Consider the following 17,776-nt stretch of genomic DNA (forward strand, 5'->3'; position numbering starts at 1 on the left):
AAGTAATGAAAAAGGAGCATTAAGCTCCTTTTTTATGATTCTTAGATTTTATAAGGTACGTGAAATGAGTTCTTTCATAATTTCATTGGTGCCTGCATAAATGCGATTGGCACGGTTATCGATATATGCGCGCGCAATTGGATACTCCAGCATGTAGCCGTAACCACCATGCAGTTGTAAGCATTCATCGACCACTTTAGAAAACATTTCTGAGATTTTGTATTTGGCTGCTGCTGCGGCATCGACAGCTAATTGCTCTGCAAGTTGTAGTTGCATACAGCGATCAAGATAAACACGACAAAAGTCAATTTCGGTGCGGAGTTCAGCCAATTTAAAGCGAGTATTTTGAAAATCAGAAATGCGCTTGCCAAAAGCTTGACGTTCTTTCGTGTATTGTACGGTATGTGCAAATGCTGCCTCGGCACCAGCTTGGCAGATAATTGCCACTAGCATGCGTTCCCATGCCAATTCTTTCATCAGCATCATAAAGCCCATTCCCTCGGCTCCAAGTAGATTTTGCTTGGGTACACGCACGTCATCAAAGAACAACTCGCAGGTGTCTTGACCTTTCATGCCGATTTTATTCAGTGGCTTGCCTTTGCTGAAACCGACACGGTTGGCTTCGACCATAATGAGTGAGAGATTGGCAGAACCTTTGTCGCTGTGTCCCGTTTTACAGACCACAATGGCCATATCACACAAGTAACCATTGGTGATAAAGATTTTGGAACCATTAATAACATATTCATCCCCCTCGAGGACGGCAGTCGTCTTGATGGCTTGTAGGTCTGAACCTGTGCTGGGTTCGGTCATTGCAATGGCAGTGATCACTTCACCTGATGCCATTTTGGGTAACCAGTGCTGCTTTTGTGCTTCATTACCAAAGTTGTTTACGTAATTGGCAACAATATCAGAATGCAGAGAGAATCCTGTTGCGGAGTCCATTGCATAGGCTTGTTCTTCAATCAGGATCATGCTGTATAGACGATCAACACCAGAACCACCATAAGCTTCGGGCATGGTGGCACAGAGTAGGCCCAGTTGACCGGCTTTATTCCATAAATCTCGATCAACATGTTGTTGTTGTTCATATTTTTCAGTATTTGGTACAACCTCTTGAGTATAAAACTTGCGCACCATGTCACGGAAGGCTTCGTGTTCCGAATTGAACAGTTGTCTTGGTAACATGTGGGTCAGTGGGCGTATAGCTCCAGATTGCATGATTATGATGTCCATTAATTATCATTGTGAGGTTGAACTTAAAAGATCTGTGGTGACTTGGGCAATGTGAGTAATGCTCAATTCCATAAAAAAAATGGTAGATTTGGTCATTCATGGGAAATGTCTCGAAACTTCGCCAATGATTCGGTTAAACTAAGGCACTTCTGTTTGGTCTAGGGGAATACAATGAGCGAAGAAATGACGCTTGAAGAACGCAAAGTGATTTATCGTGCACGTCGTGGTTTAAAAGAAATAGATGTGTATTTTGACCCGTATGTTCGAACTTATTATTTAGCGGCATCTCCTGAAGAAAAAGCGTTATTTGCAGAATTAGTTGAACAAGAAGACCCTGATTTACTCGATTGGTTTATGGAAGTTGGCGAACCGCCACGTGCTGAAATTAAGACGTTTATTCTTAAATTAAAGCATTACGTTCATGGCTAACACCGCATATTATTTGAAACGCAGTCGCGTGGCGATTGTGTTTCAGATCGGTCTATTGTTTCTGATTCAATGTTTAGTTTCGGTTTTATTGCCCGTGTGGTTGGCAGTGCTTATTTTGACTATGCTGCTATTTTCATTTTGGATGCAATTGAAGCGCGCTACACTGCATTATTTTGAAGCATTTTCGATAGATGAGTGGTCTATTCGGCCAACCGATCAAGGTGTGCAGCACATGCGACTTACGCGAGTGGTTGATCATCATTTTTATATTGTGCTTTATTTCCAACAACAATCATCTTGTAGCTATGTCATTTGGTATGACCAGTTAACACTCAAAGACTGGAAAAAACTGAAATTGTTGGCAAAAATGTTCTGATTGTTAGACAGTTAATAATTTTATTAATTTAATTAAAATATATAAAACAATAATTTAATATTAATTCGTTAATGCTTTGTCTGACAAAAAATTAATTTATTGGCATAAAGTATAAATTGTTAGACAATTTTTGCAGATACATCTGTGTTTTCTTTGTACATTAAAAGCACCAAGCACCAAGCACCAAGCACCAAGCACCAAGCACCAAGCACCAAGCACCAAGCACCAAGCACCAAGCACCAAGCACCAAGCACCAAGCACCAAGCACCAAGCACCAAGCACCAAGCACCAAGCACCAAGCACCAAGCACCAAGCAGCGAACGAGGAGATCAGTATGATTTTTCCAACGTGGTTGTTTCTAATGGTAGCGATTGTTTTGGCAATTGTTATAGGACGTTTAGGAACTGTGCTGAAGGATCGATTTGCACAAACATAAAGCCCATTGGGCGTTCATTTAATAGGTAGCATGTGCTGAACCGTCGCAATGCTACTTTTTTTTGCCCAAAATTTAACAATCCTGCTGCTAGAGTCAATTTTTATCTTTATTTTTCATGGCAAAGTAATCCTTTGAATTAGAGTAAATACTCTTTTATTCGAAAATAGCTTCTGCTATGTTTACTGCGAAGGACACAAACAAAAAATATAGAGGACAGGAAGATGTCGCAAGTCCAGAAAATTGGCCAAGGTATGGCGATTTTAATGATTACAACAACTGTACTTACAGGATGTTCGCATGTAGTGAAATCTGGCGCGAATGTCGCTTTAGGATTTAGCGAAAAGCATATTGTTCCGCCCATTTTAGCCATGGAAGATGCGGATATGGTGTGTAATTCGGGGAATGCGTTAACGCCTGCAATTATGTCAACCCAAGATATGGGGGCAGACCCGACGCGTATAGCAATTTTACTTTATTCTGCTGCGGGTACATGTGCTGAAAATAGAGCACTCGATGCTGAACTCCGTTATTTACGTGCGTCTAAAGCAGGACAGGTCACAGAAGCTCAAGATGCGCGTATTGAGCAAAAGCGTTGGTCGGCTGTAGCAGCACAGCGTCAATATGCCGGTTATCAACTTTTAGAGAAGCGTTGGCAAGCCAAGTATCAGCAAGAACTGGGTGAGAGTTGCCCAAAAATGAAAAGTGATATTGATCAGACCGTGTATTTACTGGGCTTGATCAGTGGCGTACAAGCCATGACCAATGACATTAATGCAGGTGGTTCTGTCAATGTACCGAAAGATATTGCCGCAATTGTAGAGCGCGGTATGGTGTGTTTGAACAATGAAAAGTTCTGGGGGGCACCTGAGGCAACACGTGCGGCAATTTGGACTTTGCTGCCAGGTGCTGGAGATGGTAAACCAGATCCATACCAAACCCTAAAACAATCCATGCAAATTGGTGAGCAAAAAGGTGTACGCTTATCTCATGCCTTATATGCGGTAGCAGCCCAAGCCAGTGGTGATGATGCCAAAATTCGTGATGCCTTAAAACAGTTTGCAGCGGCACGTTCAGATGAAAAGCCTGTTAATCCCCAGTTCAAGTTGATTGACAGTATGGCGGCCAGTATGGTGCAAGGTATTTCAGACCGCTATTGGACGGAACACACAGGAAAACGTACAGCCGATGATGGTATGCAGAAATTCTGGGATGAACAGGAAGATAGTTCGGGTCTGGATGATTTATTCAATGCCTCGGAAGGTACAGCAAGTACTGCAAAAGAATAGACCGTGGTGTGAAATAGCATGAAGCAAAGGATTTGCTGAGAAATTGAGGGAGATGCTGATGAATGTCCCATATTTTGTTCGAAAGGTGCTCTTTATTGCAGGAGTTGCCTCAATATCTGCTTGTTTACAGATTTTTGCAGACTATTTTATCTATTGGCGCCCAGATTTGTTGGAGCAATTCTGGCGTCTTTGGACGGCACATTGGGTGCATGTCGGATGGATACATTATCTGCTGAATATGTTTGCCTTTGCTTGTTTTCCTTTTATTTTTCCTCATGTTCGAATTTGGCAATTGGCTGCATTACTACTAGTGCTTCCAGTGTGTATTAGCTTAAGTTTCTATTACGCTTTTCCTGATATTGAAGCTTATGCAGGACTTTCAGGTGTATTACATGGCGCTTATGTTGCGGTAGCACTTGTCCATTTAAGTTATGCACATGAACGTAAGTTTGCTGCGGGCGTGTTGGGGCTGATTGTGTTGAAGTTAATTTGGGAAAATACAATAGGCAACACCAGCACCGCAGAATTGATAGGAAGTCCTGTTCTGATTGAAGCCCATTTGTTAGGCGCACTTTGGGGTATGCTATTAGCCGCCGTCTATTTCCCTTTTCATTTACAGTTACTTAAGCCAAAGAGTTGACATTTTAAGCAGAAAGAAAATAAAAACAGTCATTCTTTTCAATCTGAAAGTCATGCAGAGTGAAGTTGAAAAATAAAGATAGAGCAGAATATGGAGATGTTCTGTTCATAGAGGATCTCTACGTCATCATTGATGATGAGTAAAATAAAAATAGGAACGTATATGTATGATGCAGGACAGAAACGGTCTGGATTAGACCTGTTTAAATATATCTGGACAGAATGGATATCTGCCTTTGTGATTTTGGTGTTACTGGTTTTGACACTGATTATTGGCACAGGTGAAATGATTCATGGACAATTATTGCGCATGGGTGAAAGTCTATATGGTGACCCTGCCAAGAGCATGCAATATTCTTTTTTGAGAGCTGAGCCAAGTAAACCTGATTGTGACCGAAATCCGAATGTAGATGTGTTGGTTCAAACACAAATGAAAACCAACGCCGCTGATGAATTTGCTGATATTTTTGGTACAGCATCTGAGTCGGATGTCAGGGCTTCGATTATTGCGGCACGAAATCTATGTGAAGAAAAATATCAGTTTTATGATAAAGCAATGCAACATATGCAGGCGCATCCAACCTTAAGAACCTACCGTACCGTGGAAACAACTTTCTTTGGTGTGTTTAAATTTGGTAGTGAGAATCGCGCCATTTTATTGGTATTGATGGTGGTATTTGCGGCAATCAGTGCAACGCTAAAAACGCATCATATTGGCTTACGTAGCCCGACAACTAAAATTGATTTTCGGGTTTATAGTCTATTTATGTTGCTGGCAAATGGTTTTTTGGTGGCTTCTAGTTTAAGTCAGTATCACTCTGTCCAAAACTCTGGTGTTCCAATGACAGGTGAAATGTTCAGTATTTATTGGATGTGGATCATTTTATTTGGTGTGTTGACGGTCATCAGTTTATTCCAAGTCGTGAAACAGCCCCAGCCGACGCAAGAGGGTGGGCGTTTGAGCATGGCATTTCTGAGCGTCCCTTTATATGCCTACATGGCGGTCATCACAGGGGTTGCCTTTACCGTCTTCATGGATTACCCGATGGGGCAAGGGATTTACTTAGGACAACTGGTCGAGTTTTCCAGTATCTTCCTGAATCTTGCGCTCTTTATCTGGGCCGGGATGCTGTTAAAGCAAACTCGAATTGTAGATTTATTCCTGAATATTTTACGTCCATGGAATCTGGCACCTGAGACTTTAACTTGGCTCATTCTGATAGCAGCAGCATTACCAACGGCCTACACAGGGGCATCAGGAATTTTCGTGATTGCCGCAGGGGCAATCATTTATAAAGAAGTCTGGAATGCAGGTGGACGTCGCCAATTTGCTTTGGCCGCAACAGCCATGTCAGGTTCTTTAGGGGTGGTATTAAGACCATGTTTATTGATTGTCGTAGTCGCATCACTCAATAAAGAAGTCACCACAGACTGGTTATATCAATACGGCAGTTATACCTTTTTACTCACATCGACGTTGTTTTTAGTGGTGTCTTTGTTCCTTGCAGAGCAGAAGTTTCGTATTGCACCCTTAAATATTGCTGCACCCAAGTCGGTGCGTGCGATTGCACCAGTCATGCCTTATATTTTAATTTTTGTACTGATCTGGCTGTTTTATAAATATGCGCTATCGACAGATTTGAATGAATTCACAGCCCCAGTCATGATGCCAATTATTCTATTGATTATGGTGTTATTCGATAAATTACACCATGAACCAGCCCCGATTCAAGCTGTAGGGCATTGGGATGAAACACTGGATTTGAATTATACATCGTCTACGCAACCTGCAATGGCTGGCGCAGATTTACTCAATACAGCAGAATATCGAGAGGGGATTTATTCTGCACATGCAGCAGATGAGCTTGTTGTCAATCATACGGTTCAGCATTCAGAAAAATTAACCCCAATGCGTCAAGTGGGTTTCTGGAAAGCGATGCACATTTCGACCAGTGAAACGGTTGGGCATATTGGGGCGTTGGTCATTCTCATGGCGTTGTCAGTCAGCATCGGGGGGTTCCTTGAACGGGTGGAAGTCATGAGCCTGTTTCCAACGGATATTGGTAATATTTATTTGGTCATTACCATGATTGTAGCTCTGATGATTGTTGTGGGTATGATCATGGATCCGTTTGGTGCTGTTATTTTGATTTCTGCAACGGTCGCTCCCGTAGCCTATCAATATGGTATCCATCCTGTACATTTCTGGATGATTACCTTGATTGGTTTCGAGTTGGGTTATGTGACTCCGCCAGTGGCACTCAATCATTTACTGGCACGTCAGTCGATTGGTGATGCAGAAGTGGCTGAAGCCGATGCAGAAGTTCGACATGAATCATTCTATTATCGATATGAACGTTGGATTTTACCGTTATTGGTATTATTCCCTGCCATGCTGATTATTGCTTATATCCCTTACTTGTTTAAATTGTTCGGTTGGTATCATTAAGCGATTCAAATAACAGAATAAAGCACCTTCGGGTGCTTTATGTTTTTTTGCGTTGTTGAAATAGGGGACTACAAAACAGAATGCCAGCTAAGATTAAGCTGAAGCCAATTAAACTGTAATGATCAGGAACTTCCTGCCAGAAAATATAACCCCAAGCCCCTGCAAAAATAATGGCAATATAGTTCACGGGACCAATCTGACCAGCGGGTGCCAATTGGTAGGCTTTAGACATAAAAATCTGACTGATGTTTGCTAATAGGCCTGCGGTTATTAAAAAACCAAGTTCGTACAGTGTATAAGGTCGCCATAACCAAAACATTGGCAGCATGGAAATGAGCGTGCCGATGAAGCAGAAGTAAAACACAATTCGTTCTGGTGGTTCGGTGCTGGTCAGCGCACGCACGGTGACAAATGCCATTGCGGCTAAAAAGCTTGCGATTAAGCCAATTAGGGAAATTTGGTTAAATAGCCCTGAATCTGGCTTTGCTACAAACAAAACGCCACCTAGCCCAATTGCCGCTGCCAATAACATGGAGCGAGTAATTTTTTCTTTTAAAAATAGCCATGCAATCAGTGGAATAAAGATGGGGGAGGAATAGGTAAAGACCATCGCATTGGAGAGTTTTAAGTGGGCAATCGCATAGAAAAAGCCATACATGGCAATTAGACCAACGACCGCGCGCCAAGTGTGCATCCAAATTTTGGTGGTTTTAAAAAATCCCAATCCTTTATTGAACATGATCGGCAGAAAGACGAATAAGCCAATAAAATTTCGGAAAAAAACGATGGTGGGATTATCTACGCTATGAGATGCGTAACGAATACAGACTCCCATCAGCGAAAATAAAAAAGCAGAGAGGGCAAGAAAACCAAGCGCTTTGACCAAATTGCGATTGGTTGGAGAGAGGTTCATGCGAAAATTCGGCATAATCATAAATTGATCTATTCTAGCCGAATTTGATCAGAATATTTTATTGAGCCTTGGCGAGTTGAGCTTCGAGTAATTTCACCTGTTCTTCTTTCAAAGCAATTAAGTCATCTGCATCAGCATGTTGTGCTTTCAGCGTTTTCTCTTGTTCATCTAGTTGTGTCTGAATGTCATCCAGTTTGGCAATCTCTTCTTTGGCCAAGCTGGCATTTTTCGGCACATCTTGTTTTAAAATGGCTTCATCGACCAATTGAATCGGTGCTTCAGTAGTCGTATTTGCAACCGCCGTAGAAGCCGAATTGTCCACCACAGGAGCAGCCTCTTTCACCACGGGTTTTGCAGGTGTACGTACAATTTGCTGTTCGACCTCATGTTTGGGTTGAGGGCTCGACATCCATTGGTAAGCTAAAAAAATAGCCACCAATACCACCAGTCCAGCAATAATCCCCACTAAAAGTTTTGAATTTTGTCTTTGATCTAACGTCATGACTTAAACCTTGTTGTTATTCAGGCTGACGAGGTTTGAATTGAATGACCCCAATTTCGTCTGGATGTTCAGGTTCAGCAGACTCGACATGAGTCGGGCGCTTTTCTGTATATTCACACGTTATACATTCAATCCACTCGTCATCCACAGTGATGATTTTAACCACACGATCCAAAGCTCCGCATTTAGGACATTTTGCGCCTGCGATAAACTGTCTTTTCATGTCAGTTAATAACACCCTGTGAACAATAATGACGTAGTTTAAGCGGTTTTATCTGCGTTCGTCCAACCCTGATGACGTAATAATGCATCTATTTTGGGTTCGCGACCGCGGAAATTGATAAATGCATCAAGTGCCGTATCTTTTCCGCCAACTGCTAGAATAAACTGTCGAAACTCTTTGCCAGTCTGGGTGTTGAAAATTCCTTCTTTTTCGAAACGATCAAAAGCATCACTGGCTAGAACTTCCGCCCATTTATAAGAATAATAGCCCGCAGCATAACCTCCCGCGAAAATGTGACTAAAACTATGTTGGAAACGGTTATAGATAGCCGTAGGGGCAACGGCATAGTTTTGGCGAATCTGATCCAAAGTCGCTTGAATGCCTGTTGCTTCTAGGGCAGGTGTAGTACGATGAATATTCAGATCAAATAAGGCAAACTCGATTTGACGTAAGGTTTGCATACCAGACTGGAAGAAACGGGCATCGAGTAATGCTTTGAGTAAGGATTCAGGGAGAACTGCTTTACTTTCAATATGCTCGCTGAGCAAATCTAAACTTTCTTTGTCCCATGTCCAGAACTCCATAAACTGGCTCGGTAATTCTACCGCATCCCAAGCAACGCCATGTGTCCCTGCCACAGAAATATGATCAACTTCGGTCAGCATGTGATGCAAGCCGTGCCCAAATTCGTGGAATAGCGTGGTGACTTCATCATGGGTGAGCAAAGCCGCTTGTCCTGCAACAGGTGGAGTAAAGTTACATACCATGTAGCAGATTGGTTTTTGTAAACCTTGTGCGGTTTGCATGCGTGAACGGAAGCCACTCATCCATGCGCCACCGCGTTTGCCGCTCCGCGCATAGAGATCGAAATAGAATCCACCGACCACTTTGCCTTGATCTTCCAGTTCAAAATATTGTGCATCTGGATGCCAAACTGGGGCTTCACGTTGCACAACTTGAATGCCATATAAGCGTTCAACAATGCTGAATAAGCCTTGTATGATTTTCGGTGCTGGGAAATATGGTTTTAAATCTTCCTGAGACAGATTGAATTGCTGAACTTTGAGTTTTTCTGAGTAAAACCTTGTATCCCAATGTTCTAGGATTTGAACCCCATCTTGTTGTGCAATCGCTTTCAGCTCGGCAATTTCCTGCTCAGCAGGTTGACGTGCATGTTCTGCCAGCTCGATTAAGAAGTTGGCGACGGTGTCAACATCAGGTGCCATTTTGCTTGCAAGGGACAATTCTGCATAGTTATTAAAACCGAGCAACTGCGCCATTTCCTGACGTAGGCTCAAAATTTCTTCCATCACCGCCGTATTATCAAATTCAGCTTGTTCTGCCTGATCGGAAGCGCGAGTGGTATAAGCACGATATAATTCTTCGCGCACAGTACGATCTTCTGCATAGGTCATAATTGCCAAATAAGCAGGAATATCTAAAGTGGCAACTGCTTGTTCAAGTTCACGTTGTTGACCATATTGTTTTAATAATTCAATGCTGCTGGCAGGTAGACCTTTGAGTTGCTCTTCGCTTAAAGGCTTGAAATAAGCTTGAGAGGCATCCAACACATGGTTGGAGAAGTCCGAAGACAACTGCGATAAACGTGCTGAGATTTCAGCATAACGCTTTTTCGCTTCACCTTCTAAGGCTACGCCCGAGAGTTTGAAATCACGTAATGCCAGTTTGATGGCACTTTGCTGTGCCGCAGGCAGTTGATTAAATTCTGTCGAATCTTGGATCTGTTGATAGGTCTGGTATAGCGCCGTATGTTGCCCGAGCGCTGTGTAATATTCACTCAGTGCAGGCAGTAAAGACTGATAGACATCACGGGTTTCAGTATTATTCATCACAGCGTTCAAATGGGATAACACTCCCCAAGATTCGCTCATGCTATTTTCAAGTTCATCGACTTGGCTCAAGACGTGTAGTTGTGCTGCATGTTGTTCAGGTACGACAGTAAGTTCAGCTAAAAATTGCTGACCGTGTTGAATGGCTTGTTCGATTTGTTGTTTTAAGTCGCTAAGTTGAATTTGATCAAACTGAGGAACAGGTAGAGTTGCTTGATCTAAGTGCATGTGCATTCGCCATTTCATTTTAAACTTCATCTAGATGTAGGGGCTCTTGCGCGGGAAATCAAGTTTTAATTGATTGAGTTTGCTATTCAGACCTAAATTCAGCCCAAGAGTTAAAGGATTGATCTATGCGCTGAGGAATATATAAGACTTTGGCAAAGTTACGGGTCATACACTCTGTTTCCAGAATTTCGCCACTTTTATATTTCTCTTTACGATGGCGCCAGATTTCATTCTGTCGATAATAGTCTTGACCAATTTTTAAGAAAGCATGCTGCTGTTCAAACACATGATAGACATAACCCAAGTCTGCCGAACAGCGAAGTTCTCCTTCCAGACATTTATCACTAAACCACAGGCGAATCTGAAAGGTATGCGGCGTCGGATTATAAAATTGATAATCAATATAGTTATAAAAGATCGCGGCACCGCTACCAAAAGGTAAAACCCGTCCTTGATCGGGGAAGGGATCAAATGAGTGCTGTGCGCGTTGTACCACCTGTAGTGGGCTATGGAGGACCAACCAATGAATCAGATTGGCAATTTGGCAAATTCCACCGCCAATCCCGCCTCGTGCTTGGCCAAAACTCAGCTCCATTCCTTCAACATAGCCTTTGGCTTGTGTAGGTTGTCCAACCAGTTGGCAGAAAGAAAACGTTTGCTTAGGATGAATGAGAATGCCTGAAATACAAGGGCTGGCTATTTTTAGATTGATGACTTTGTTGTGTTGCCAGTGCTGCTCACTGTCACCTAATTTTCGGATTAAAACCGATTGATGTTTTTTAACCCGATAAGGCAAGGGGGTTGAGCACTTCTGTTGGGCATAATCTTGACCATCAGTTTTCCATTGCCAATAGCGTAACGCCCGTCGGGTACGGGTCGATAAAAAGTAAAACAGTGGATGATACTGGCTAATCGGTTTATTGATAAAACGTCGAATGAATTTCATGATATTTTTATAAAAAAGGGTGTTAAGGCGAGAAGCCTTAACACCTTATAGGTTTATTCACTACGCACTTTTGCGTTGGCTTTTTTCTTTTTCACTTTATTTTTTTTCTTGGCTTTGTCTTTGTTTTTAGCATCGGTTTTACTGGATGCTTTCTTATCGGCTTTTTTACCATAAGAATTAGACTTGGCTTTCTTCTTCGTGACTGGCTGATCGCCAGATTCACGGGCTTCCGTTGAAGCTTTCGCTGCACGTGGGATGAACGTTTCTTCTTTTACCTGAACTGTTGCTGTTTTGGCAATACGTGGAGCACGGCTACGAATCGCACGTCCTGCATGGCTCAGTTGTTGAATCAGTTCAAAATCAATCTTGCGTTCTTCTAAGTTGACTGCTGCAACTTTAATTTTAACTTCATCGCCTAAACCAAAAGTTTGCCCACGGTTTTGTCCCACCAGACTTTGGCTGACTTGGTCAAACACAAAAAAGTCATCGCCTAGTTTACTGACATGCACCATACCATCGACATACAGGTCTTTCAGGGTCACGAACAAACCAAATTCTGCCACAGCGGAAATCACCCCGACAAATTCATCCCCTAGATGCTGTTGCATATAGTGGCATTTTAACCACATGGTCACAGAGCGAGATGCTTCATCTGCACGACGTTCAGTCTGAGAGAAATGTTCACCTGCATCATCCAGTGCTGCGCCTGAAAGTGGGAATGGTTTTCCGGCTAATTTTGCTTTAATGGCACGATGCAGCAGTAAATCTGGGTAGCGGCGAATTGGCGAAGTGAAGTGGGTATACGCTTCATAAGCCAGACCATAGTGTCCTGCATTTTTTGCGCCGTAATACGCTTGCATCATAGAGCGTAACAACACTGCATGAATACTTGGTGCATCGATACGATCTTTGGTCGCTTCAATAACCGCCTGATAATCAGCTTGAGTGGGTTGGTCAGAGAATTTCAATCCTAATAATTTGACAAAATCACGGACTTTTTGAATGCGAGAGAACTCAGGTGGTTCATGCACACGGTACAGCATTGGAATATCATGCTCGAGAGCAAACTCAGCCGCAGCCACGTTCGCCAACAACATACATTCTTCAATCAGTTTATGTGCATCGTTACGCGTACGTGGCAGAATTTCATTAATGCCGCCCAAATCGTCAAAGGTCATGTAGGTTTCGACGGTTTCAAATTCCATGGCATGACGTTTGCCGCGTAAGTCTTTAAGGACTTGATACAGTTGGAGTAAAGTATTCAGTGATTTACGTACTTCACGGTCTTCAGGAACCGCAGCGCTATCGCCATCAAAATATTGGGCAACTTGTGTGTAGGTCAGACGTGCTTTGGAATGCATGACTGAAGGGTAAAATTCAAAGTCTGTCACGCGACCCGCACGGGAAAGTTTTAAATCACAGACCATACATAAACGGTCTACATGTGGATTTAAAGAACATAACCCATTCGAGAGGGCTTCGGGTAACATTGGCAGCACAAAATGTGGAAAATAAACTGACGTGCCACGTTCTTGCGCTTCATCATCCAGCGGTTTGCCAATACGCACATAATGACTGACATCGGCAATCGCCACGACTACACGATAGCCTCCGCCAGAACGTTTTTCGGCATAAACGGCATCATCAAAGTCACGAGCATCTTCACCATCAATGGTGACTAAAGGCAAGTCACGTAGGTCGATGCGACCTTCACGGTCTTTGGCCGTTGGTTCTTTAAAGCTTTCGGCCTCTTTGATGACTTCTTCTGGAAACTCGTAAGGTAAACCAAATTCTAAAATGGTTTGTGGAATAATGATTTCAGTATCCGCTTTGTCCGCCATGGACTGGATCACGTGTCCCGTCGCGAATTCTTCACGAGTTGGATAGTCGTCAATCGCAATACGGACTGAATCACCCAGTTTGAGTTTTGCGTGCTCAATCAACTCTTTTTCTAGTGTAATGGGTTGATGTGCATTCGGATTGGCAGGTTGAATAAAGTATTCACCTTCATGTTGTGAGACTTTTCCGATGATTTGCTTGACGCGACGTTGCAAAACTTCAGAAATAAAGCCCCACGCTTTACCTTTGCGATCAACCGAAGTTTGTTGCACTTTAACCCGATCACCATTAAAGACTTGGCGGAGTTCACGTTCAGGTAAAAATAGATCATCATGACCTGCAATACTGGCTGTACCAAAGCCTTTACTGTTGATATAGACCGTAGCTTCATAGCTCGGTTGATCGGCCATACGTTGAAATTTAAAACCATCTTTCATCAGTTGACCATCACGCACCATAGCGATAAGGCGGTGACTTAGCGCATCAATGCTCTTTTGATCGGCAATTTGGAAATGTTCCACTAAATCAGCATGCGATTGTGGCGAGTTTAATTGTTCTATGGTTTCTAAAATGAGCGTACGGCTCGGAATAGGATTTTCGTAGCGTTCAGCTTCCGCTTTGGCTTCAGGATCGACCCAATTTTTCATCATGGATTTGGTTTTGTGTCAGAAGATAGGATTAGCATAAGACATGCTGCGTCAGACTGCACGTAAATGATTGCAATAATGTGTTTTTCACGGCGCAATTCAACTTAGCTGGTTGAGTTTTGGATACTAGAAGCTGAGATACCGTATAAATTCCGTTCAAGTTTGGATGAATTGCTTAAAAAGTATTTAAATGAGCAAAAAAAAGTAAAAAATTGATCGTCTTTGCTTGCAGTGCTAGCATGAAGTTTGTATTATGGCGGCACGTTACGGTGAGATGGGTGAGTGGCTGAAACCACATCCCTGCTAAGGATGCGTACGGGTAACTGTACCGAGGGTTCGAATCCCTCTCTCACCGCCAACTTTACTTATGTCGCGCTCATAGCTCAGCTGGATAGAGCACTTGGCTACGAACTAAGGGGTCGGGAGTTCGAATCTCTCTGAGCGCACCAATAAGTAAACTGTATGTAACGTATCGCCTGAATTGGCACACAAGTAATGCGCTCATAGCTCAGCTGGATAGAGCACTTGGCTACGAACTAAGGGGTCGGGAGTTCGAATCTCTCTGAGCGCACCAACTTGAACAATTAACCGCACACGTTGCGGTTTTTTTGTGCGTGAAATTTATAAAAATAGTAGATTAAATAATATGAACCTTGCACTTTTTGATTTCGATAACACCATTACACATTCCGACAGTTTTAGTCATTTTTTAAAATATTCATTGCCCTATCGAAAACAGTTATTCGGTGGTTTAAGCGTTGCGCCGTGGCTCATTGGGTTTCGGCTAGGATATGTTAATGATCAACAAATTAGAATCCGACTTTGTCGTGCTGCTTTTAAAAACTATCCTGCCATAATGCTTGAGCAACAAGGTCAGCAATTTTCGAAAACAATTTTGCCCAATTTAATGAATGAACATACCCTCCAACAAATCGCGAATCATCAACAAAAAGGAGATCAAGTTGTGGTGGTCTCATCCTCTTTAGATGTTTATTTAAGCCATTGGTGTCAGCAACAGCGCATTGATCTGATCTGTAATCAGTTAGAAGTACGAGAGGGCTGTTATACAGGAGAGTTACAACAGGGTGATTGTGGGTATGTGGAAAAAGCTAAGCGTATACAACAGAAGTATTGTTTAGGTGATTTTGATGCTGTATACGCCTATGGAGATAGCCCGAATGATCATGCAATGTTGGCGTTAGCCGACCATAAATTTTATCAGGGACAAGAAATAAAGGTTTCGAATGAGTTGTCGGTTTAAGGAAGGGTTGCCTAATAACTAAGCATTCAAAATCATTTTTTGAAAAAAGACTAGGCATCTTGATAAAAGTGCGTATAATGCCCAACCATCAAGACGTCGCGCTCATAGCTCAGCTGGATAGAGCACTTGGCTACGAACTAAGGGGTCGGGAGTTCGAATCTCTCTGAGCGCACCAACTTGATAGCTTAGATCATTTATCTGATCTATCGCATAAAAAAGAAACCGCATTTTTTGCGGTTTTTTTGTGCCTAAAATAACGCAAAGGCATGTCTATTTCGTGACAAAAATAAAAATCTGTTGCTGCTAAGTCACAATGAAAAGCATAAAGAAAAGCTAAAATTTGGTGTACTATGCTGTGGTCTCGTTTTCAGATTGATGATGGATTTATGTCAGACAGCAAGCCTGCCTTATCTTTACGTTATTATTTAAACCTTGAAGAATCTCAGGATGGCTTTGCTTTAGCCACCTTTGGTAAAAAGCTGTTCACACGTTTTATTACCCCTTTAATTAGTATTGCCATCATTGGATGGGGTATTTATTTAGGTTTTACTGGGGTAGGACGCTATTACGTTGCACTGGGCGTATTTTTCTTGGTTTTACAACTGGTTTTGCGCTATTGGTTCTTGCCGATGATGTTTAAGCGTCAGTTTGTAAAATATCAATTTGGGAAAAGCGAGCAAGGCATCGATTTGTATCAGGAACATGCTGATATTTATGCCAATGGGCGTAAAAAAATCGTGCACTATCATGAAGTACAGAATTTTGCAGTAGGTAAGCTGACCTACATGCTTGAATTAAAAAATCGCACTGTGGTGATTGTGCCAAAACGTGCCTTTGCAACGGCTGAAGATCAAAACATATTTGAAAATACATTCAAACATTCTAAATAAAAGATTTATTGTCACAAAAAAGTCGAAGGGAAGATCATGAATACACGTCCATCTAAAATTGTTTGTGTCGGTCGTAGCTATGCAGACCATGCCAGAGAGTTGGGAAATGCTATTCCCGACCGTCCTGTATTGTTTATTAAGCCACCGAGCAGCCTAAAAGCACTGGAAGATGGAATTTCGTGGAACTCGGCGTGGGGCAGTTGTCATTATGAATGTGAACTAACCTTGCGAATTGATCGTGAACTGAAAGCAGAAACTGATCCATTGAAAGCCTTGCAAGCAGTGGGTGCTGTGACTTTGGGCTTAGATTTAACCTTACGTGATGTACAGGATGATTTGAAACAGAAAGGTCAGCCGTGGGAACGTGCCAAAGCTTTTGATGGTTCATGCATGGTGGCAGATTGGGTCGATATTACTGACGTAGTTAAAGATTGGAACGATGTACATTACACCTTGCACGTGAATGACGAACTTCGTCAACAAGGCAATACATCGCATTTAATTTTTGATATTGGTACATTATTGGCAGATATGAGTCAGTTCTTTACCTTAGAAGTGGGCGATGTGATCATGACGGGTACACCTGCAGGCGTTGCAGCATTACAAGCGGGTGATCAACTGAAAATGACCTTGCAAGGTCAGCAACAAGACTATGTCTGGAATACTTTTGTTCATGCCTAAGTCAAGTTGAAGATAAAAAGGACTGTATTTACAGTCCTTTTTTATTTGGATTGTTTTTCCGCGGCATAGTTCTTGCGAAATTGATCAGGCGTGCAACGCATCCAACGTTTGAATAAGTTAATAAAAGCAGAGGCATTGGCATAACCTAAATCCAGTGCGATGCTTTCTACTGTTTTGTTTTCATTCAGCATCGACATGGCTTTAATTACTTTCAGTCGTTGTCGCCATTCATTTAAGGACATGCCCAGTTCTTGCTGACTATAACGTGCCAGTGTGCGCTCGGTCATATTGATCCGCTGTGCCAGTTGTGCCAGCGTGCTTTGATCGGCTGGATGTTGTTGTAGATAGTCCAATAAATTCTGTAGAGCAGAATGCTTACTTGAAGGTAAATAACTGCCCACCCATTTGGCATGTCGCAGTTGATCTAATAGCACATGCAACAAACGCAAGTGTTCAGGGTCATGATCAGGTAGGGGATGATAGCGCAAATGATGTAATAACGCAGGGACTAAGGCTGAGGTCAGCAAAATACCTGCCTGTTTTGGTAGGGCTGCGCACAAGCTTTCATGTACGTATAAAGTGGAGTGAGTCACTTCGGTACGGTTAATGCCTGCATGTTTTAAATGTGGAGGTAACCAAATGCCATAAGGCGGTGGCGTCAAGAAATGATGCTGTTCCACTTGGACTTCGAGCACGCCGTTGAGGGCATAGACAAATTCTCCCCAAGCGTGTTCGTGTGTGGGATGGCAAGATTCTGCGGGTGCATCGGAAATGCGAAACCACAGCGGTGCAGGAATATCATCGTTGGTCGGCATGGGATGATAGTCATGTTGTAAACGTGTATGCATCTATTTCTCCCGCTGCTCATTTTGCCTGAATAATGGTATGGGTTGTCTGTTTTGAAGTATATCTTTTAAAAGTGACAGGTCTATAGTGGTCATTTAT

Annotated in this window: 17 protein-coding genes and 4 tRNA genes; 13 read left to right on the top strand and 8 right to left on the bottom strand. The window is 42.5% G+C overall.

Annotation, left to right across the window (positions count from 1 at the left end; all coding sequences use genetic code 11):
* Nucleotides 1–48 precede the first annotated feature (48 nt).
* The gene (locus tag M5E07_RS01880) at nt 49–1,221 is read right to left on the bottom strand and encodes an acyl-CoA dehydrogenase family protein (RefSeq protein ID WP_252221393.1); all 1,173 of its coding nucleotides are present in this window, start codon (nt 1,219–1,221) and stop codon (nt 49–51) included.
* Nucleotides 1,222–1,407: 186 nt separating this feature from the next.
* On the opposite strand from M5E07_RS01880, the gene M5E07_RS01885 reads away from it, so the two are divergent.
* The 6 genes from M5E07_RS01885 (at nt 1,408) to M5E07_RS01910 (ending at nt 6,851) form a co-directional block, all read left to right on the top strand.
* Nucleotides 1,408–1,665: an FAD assembly factor SdhE gene (locus tag M5E07_RS01885; protein WP_116761936.1), complete on the top strand. Its 258-nt coding sequence runs from the start codon at nt 1,408–1,410 to the stop codon at nt 1,663–1,665.
* Nucleotides 1,658–2,041, top strand: a complete 384-nt coding sequence (locus tag M5E07_RS01890; RefSeq protein WP_252221395.1) for a hypothetical protein — start codon at nt 1,658–1,660, stop codon at nt 2,039–2,041. Before M5E07_RS01885 ends, M5E07_RS01890 begins: the two co-directional genes overlap by 8 nt.
* A gap of 130 nt (nt 2,042–2,171) precedes the next feature.
* Nucleotides 2,172–2,477: a hypothetical protein gene (locus M5E07_RS01895; protein ID WP_252223882.1), complete on the top strand. Its 306-nt coding sequence runs from the start codon at nt 2,172–2,174 to the stop codon at nt 2,475–2,477.
* A gap of 221 nt (nt 2,478–2,698) precedes the next feature.
* Entirely contained in the window at nt 2,699–3,763 is a 1,065-nt protein-coding gene (locus M5E07_RS01900; protein ID WP_252221397.1) for a hypothetical protein, read from the top strand.
* Between the two features lie 58 nt (nt 3,764–3,821).
* A complete protein-coding gene (rrtA, locus tag M5E07_RS01905) occupies nt 3,822–4,403 on the top strand; it encodes a rhombosortase (RefSeq protein ID WP_116762001.1) in 582 nt (193 codons plus the stop codon).
* A 162-nt stretch (nt 4,404–4,565) separates the two neighbouring features.
* Complete coding sequence (locus M5E07_RS01910; RefSeq protein ID WP_252221399.1) at nt 4,566–6,851, top strand: TRAP transporter large permease subunit; 2,286 nt, start codon at nt 4,566–4,568, stop codon at nt 6,849–6,851.
* A 37-nt stretch (nt 6,852–6,888) separates the two neighbouring features.
* On the opposite strand, the gene M5E07_RS01915 is transcribed toward M5E07_RS01910, so the two are convergent.
* From M5E07_RS01915 to rnr, 6 genes are all read right to left on the bottom strand, one after another.
* Nucleotides 6,889–7,764: a DMT family transporter gene (locus M5E07_RS01915; RefSeq protein WP_252223652.1), complete on the bottom strand. Its 876-nt coding sequence runs from the start codon at nt 7,762–7,764 to the stop codon at nt 6,889–6,891.
* Between the two features lie 58 nt (nt 7,765–7,822).
* Nucleotides 7,823–8,266 (bottom strand): hypothetical protein, encoded by a 444-nt coding sequence (locus M5E07_RS01920; protein WP_252221401.1) that lies wholly within the window; start codon nt 8,264–8,266, stop codon nt 7,823–7,825.
* Between the two features lie 16 nt (nt 8,267–8,282).
* The gene (locus M5E07_RS01925; RefSeq protein ID WP_016168574.1) at nt 8,283–8,489 is read right to left on the bottom strand and encodes a YheV family putative metal-binding protein; all 207 of its coding nucleotides are present in this window, start codon (nt 8,487–8,489) and stop codon (nt 8,283–8,285) included.
* A gap of 38 nt (nt 8,490–8,527) precedes the next feature.
* On the bottom strand, nt 8,528–10,567 hold the full coding sequence (locus M5E07_RS01930) for a M3 family metallopeptidase (protein ID WP_434087791.1): 2,040 nt from the start codon (nt 10,565–10,567) through the stop codon (nt 8,528–8,530).
* Nucleotides 10,568–10,649: 82 nt separating this feature from the next.
* A complete protein-coding gene (locus M5E07_RS01935; RefSeq protein ID WP_252221405.1) occupies nt 10,650–11,513 on the bottom strand; it encodes a VanW family protein in 864 nt (287 codons plus the stop codon).
* 53 nt (nt 11,514–11,566) lie between these two features.
* Complete coding sequence (gene rnr, locus M5E07_RS01940) at nt 11,567–14,002, bottom strand: ribonuclease R (protein ID WP_252221407.1); 2,436 nt, start codon at nt 14,000–14,002, stop codon at nt 11,567–11,569.
* A 265-nt stretch (nt 14,003–14,267) separates the two neighbouring features.
* Here rnr and M5E07_RS01945 point away from each other — a divergent pair.
* The 7 genes from M5E07_RS01945 to M5E07_RS01975 all read left to right on the top strand — a co-directional run bounded on the left by M5E07_RS01945 (nt 14,268) and on the right by M5E07_RS01975 (nt 16,831).
* Nucleotides 14,268–14,357, top strand: a tRNA-Ser gene (locus tag M5E07_RS01945).
* A 14-nt stretch (nt 14,358–14,371) separates the two neighbouring features.
* Nucleotides 14,372–14,448: transfer RNA gene (locus M5E07_RS01950), tRNA-Arg, on the top strand.
* Between the two features lie 48 nt (nt 14,449–14,496).
* A tRNA-Arg gene (locus M5E07_RS01955) sits at nt 14,497–14,573 on the top strand.
* 72 nt (nt 14,574–14,645) lie between these two features.
* Nucleotides 14,646–15,260, top strand: coding sequence for an HAD-IB family hydrolase (locus M5E07_RS01960; RefSeq protein WP_252221409.1), 615 nt, complete (start codon nt 14,646–14,648; stop codon nt 15,258–15,260).
* Nucleotides 15,261–15,358: 98 nt separating this feature from the next.
* Nucleotides 15,359–15,435 (top strand) — tRNA-Arg (locus tag M5E07_RS01965).
* Nucleotides 15,436–15,646: 211 nt separating this feature from the next.
* Nucleotides 15,647–16,150, top strand: a complete 504-nt coding sequence (locus tag M5E07_RS01970; protein WP_116761995.1) for a YcxB family protein — start codon at nt 15,647–15,649, stop codon at nt 16,148–16,150.
* Nucleotides 16,151–16,186: 36 nt separating this feature from the next.
* Nucleotides 16,187–16,831 (top strand): fumarylacetoacetate hydrolase family protein, encoded by a 645-nt coding sequence (locus M5E07_RS01975; protein ID WP_252221411.1) that lies wholly within the window; start codon nt 16,187–16,189, stop codon nt 16,829–16,831.
* Nucleotides 16,832–16,872: 41 nt separating this feature from the next.
* Here the strand turns inward: M5E07_RS01975 and M5E07_RS01980 are convergent, their stop codons facing one another.
* A complete protein-coding gene (locus M5E07_RS01980) occupies nt 16,873–17,679 on the bottom strand; it encodes an AraC family transcriptional regulator (RefSeq protein WP_252221413.1) in 807 nt (268 codons plus the stop codon).
* Nucleotides 17,680–17,776: the final 97 nt, after the last annotated feature.

The organism is Acinetobacter tibetensis (assembly GCF_023824315.1).
GTDB classification, from domain to species: Bacteria; Pseudomonadota; Gammaproteobacteria; order Pseudomonadales; family Moraxellaceae; genus Acinetobacter; species Acinetobacter tibetensis.

Excerpts from the sequence above, each read along its gene's own strand:
- M5E07_RS01880 (WP_252221393.1), bottom strand. The coding sequence starts at position 1,221 with ATGCAATCTGGAGCTATACGCCCACTGACCCACATGTTACCAAGACAA.
- M5E07_RS01885 (WP_116761936.1), top strand. The coding sequence starts at position 1,408 with ATGAGCGAAGAAATGACGCTTGAAGAACGCAAAGTGATTTATCGTGCA.
- M5E07_RS01890 (WP_252221395.1), top strand. The coding sequence starts at position 1,658 with ATGGCTAACACCGCATATTATTTGAAACGCAGTCGCGTGGCGATTGTG.
- M5E07_RS01900 (WP_252221397.1), top strand. The coding sequence starts at position 2,699 with ATGTCGCAAGTCCAGAAAATTGGCCAAGGTATGGCGATTTTAATGATT.
- rrtA (WP_116762001.1), top strand. The coding sequence starts at position 3,822 with ATGAATGTCCCATATTTTGTTCGAAAGGTGCTCTTTATTGCAGGAGTT.
- M5E07_RS01910 (WP_252221399.1), top strand. The coding sequence starts at position 4,566 with ATGTATGATGCAGGACAGAAACGGTCTGGATTAGACCTGTTTAAATAT.
- M5E07_RS01915 (WP_252223652.1), bottom strand. The coding sequence starts at position 7,764 with ATGAACCTCTCTCCAACCAATCGCAATTTGGTCAAAGCGCTTGGTTTT.
- M5E07_RS01920 (WP_252221401.1), bottom strand. The coding sequence starts at position 8,266 with ATGACGTTAGATCAAAGACAAAATTCAAAACTTTTAGTGGGGATTATT.
- M5E07_RS01925 (WP_016168574.1), bottom strand. The coding sequence starts at position 8,489 with ATGAAAAGACAGTTTATCGCAGGCGCAAAATGTCCTAAATGCGGAGCT.
- M5E07_RS01930 (WP_434087791.1), bottom strand. The coding sequence starts at position 10,567 with ATGCACTTAGATCAAGCAACTCTACCTGTTCCTCAGTTTGATCAAATT.
- M5E07_RS01935 (WP_252221405.1), bottom strand. The coding sequence starts at position 11,513 with ATGAAATTCATTCGACGTTTTATCAATAAACCGATTAGCCAGTATCAT.
- rnr (WP_252221407.1), bottom strand. The coding sequence starts at position 14,002 with ATGATGAAAAATTGGGTCGATCCTGAAGCCAAAGCGGAAGCTGAACGC.
- M5E07_RS01960 (WP_252221409.1), top strand. The coding sequence starts at position 14,646 with ATGAACCTTGCACTTTTTGATTTCGATAACACCATTACACATTCCGAC.
- M5E07_RS01970 (WP_116761995.1), top strand. The coding sequence starts at position 15,647 with ATGTCAGACAGCAAGCCTGCCTTATCTTTACGTTATTATTTAAACCTT.
- M5E07_RS01975 (WP_252221411.1), top strand. The coding sequence starts at position 16,187 with ATGAATACACGTCCATCTAAAATTGTTTGTGTCGGTCGTAGCTATGCA.
- M5E07_RS01980 (WP_252221413.1), bottom strand. The coding sequence starts at position 17,679 with ATGCATACACGTTTACAACATGACTATCATCCCATGCCGACCAACGAT.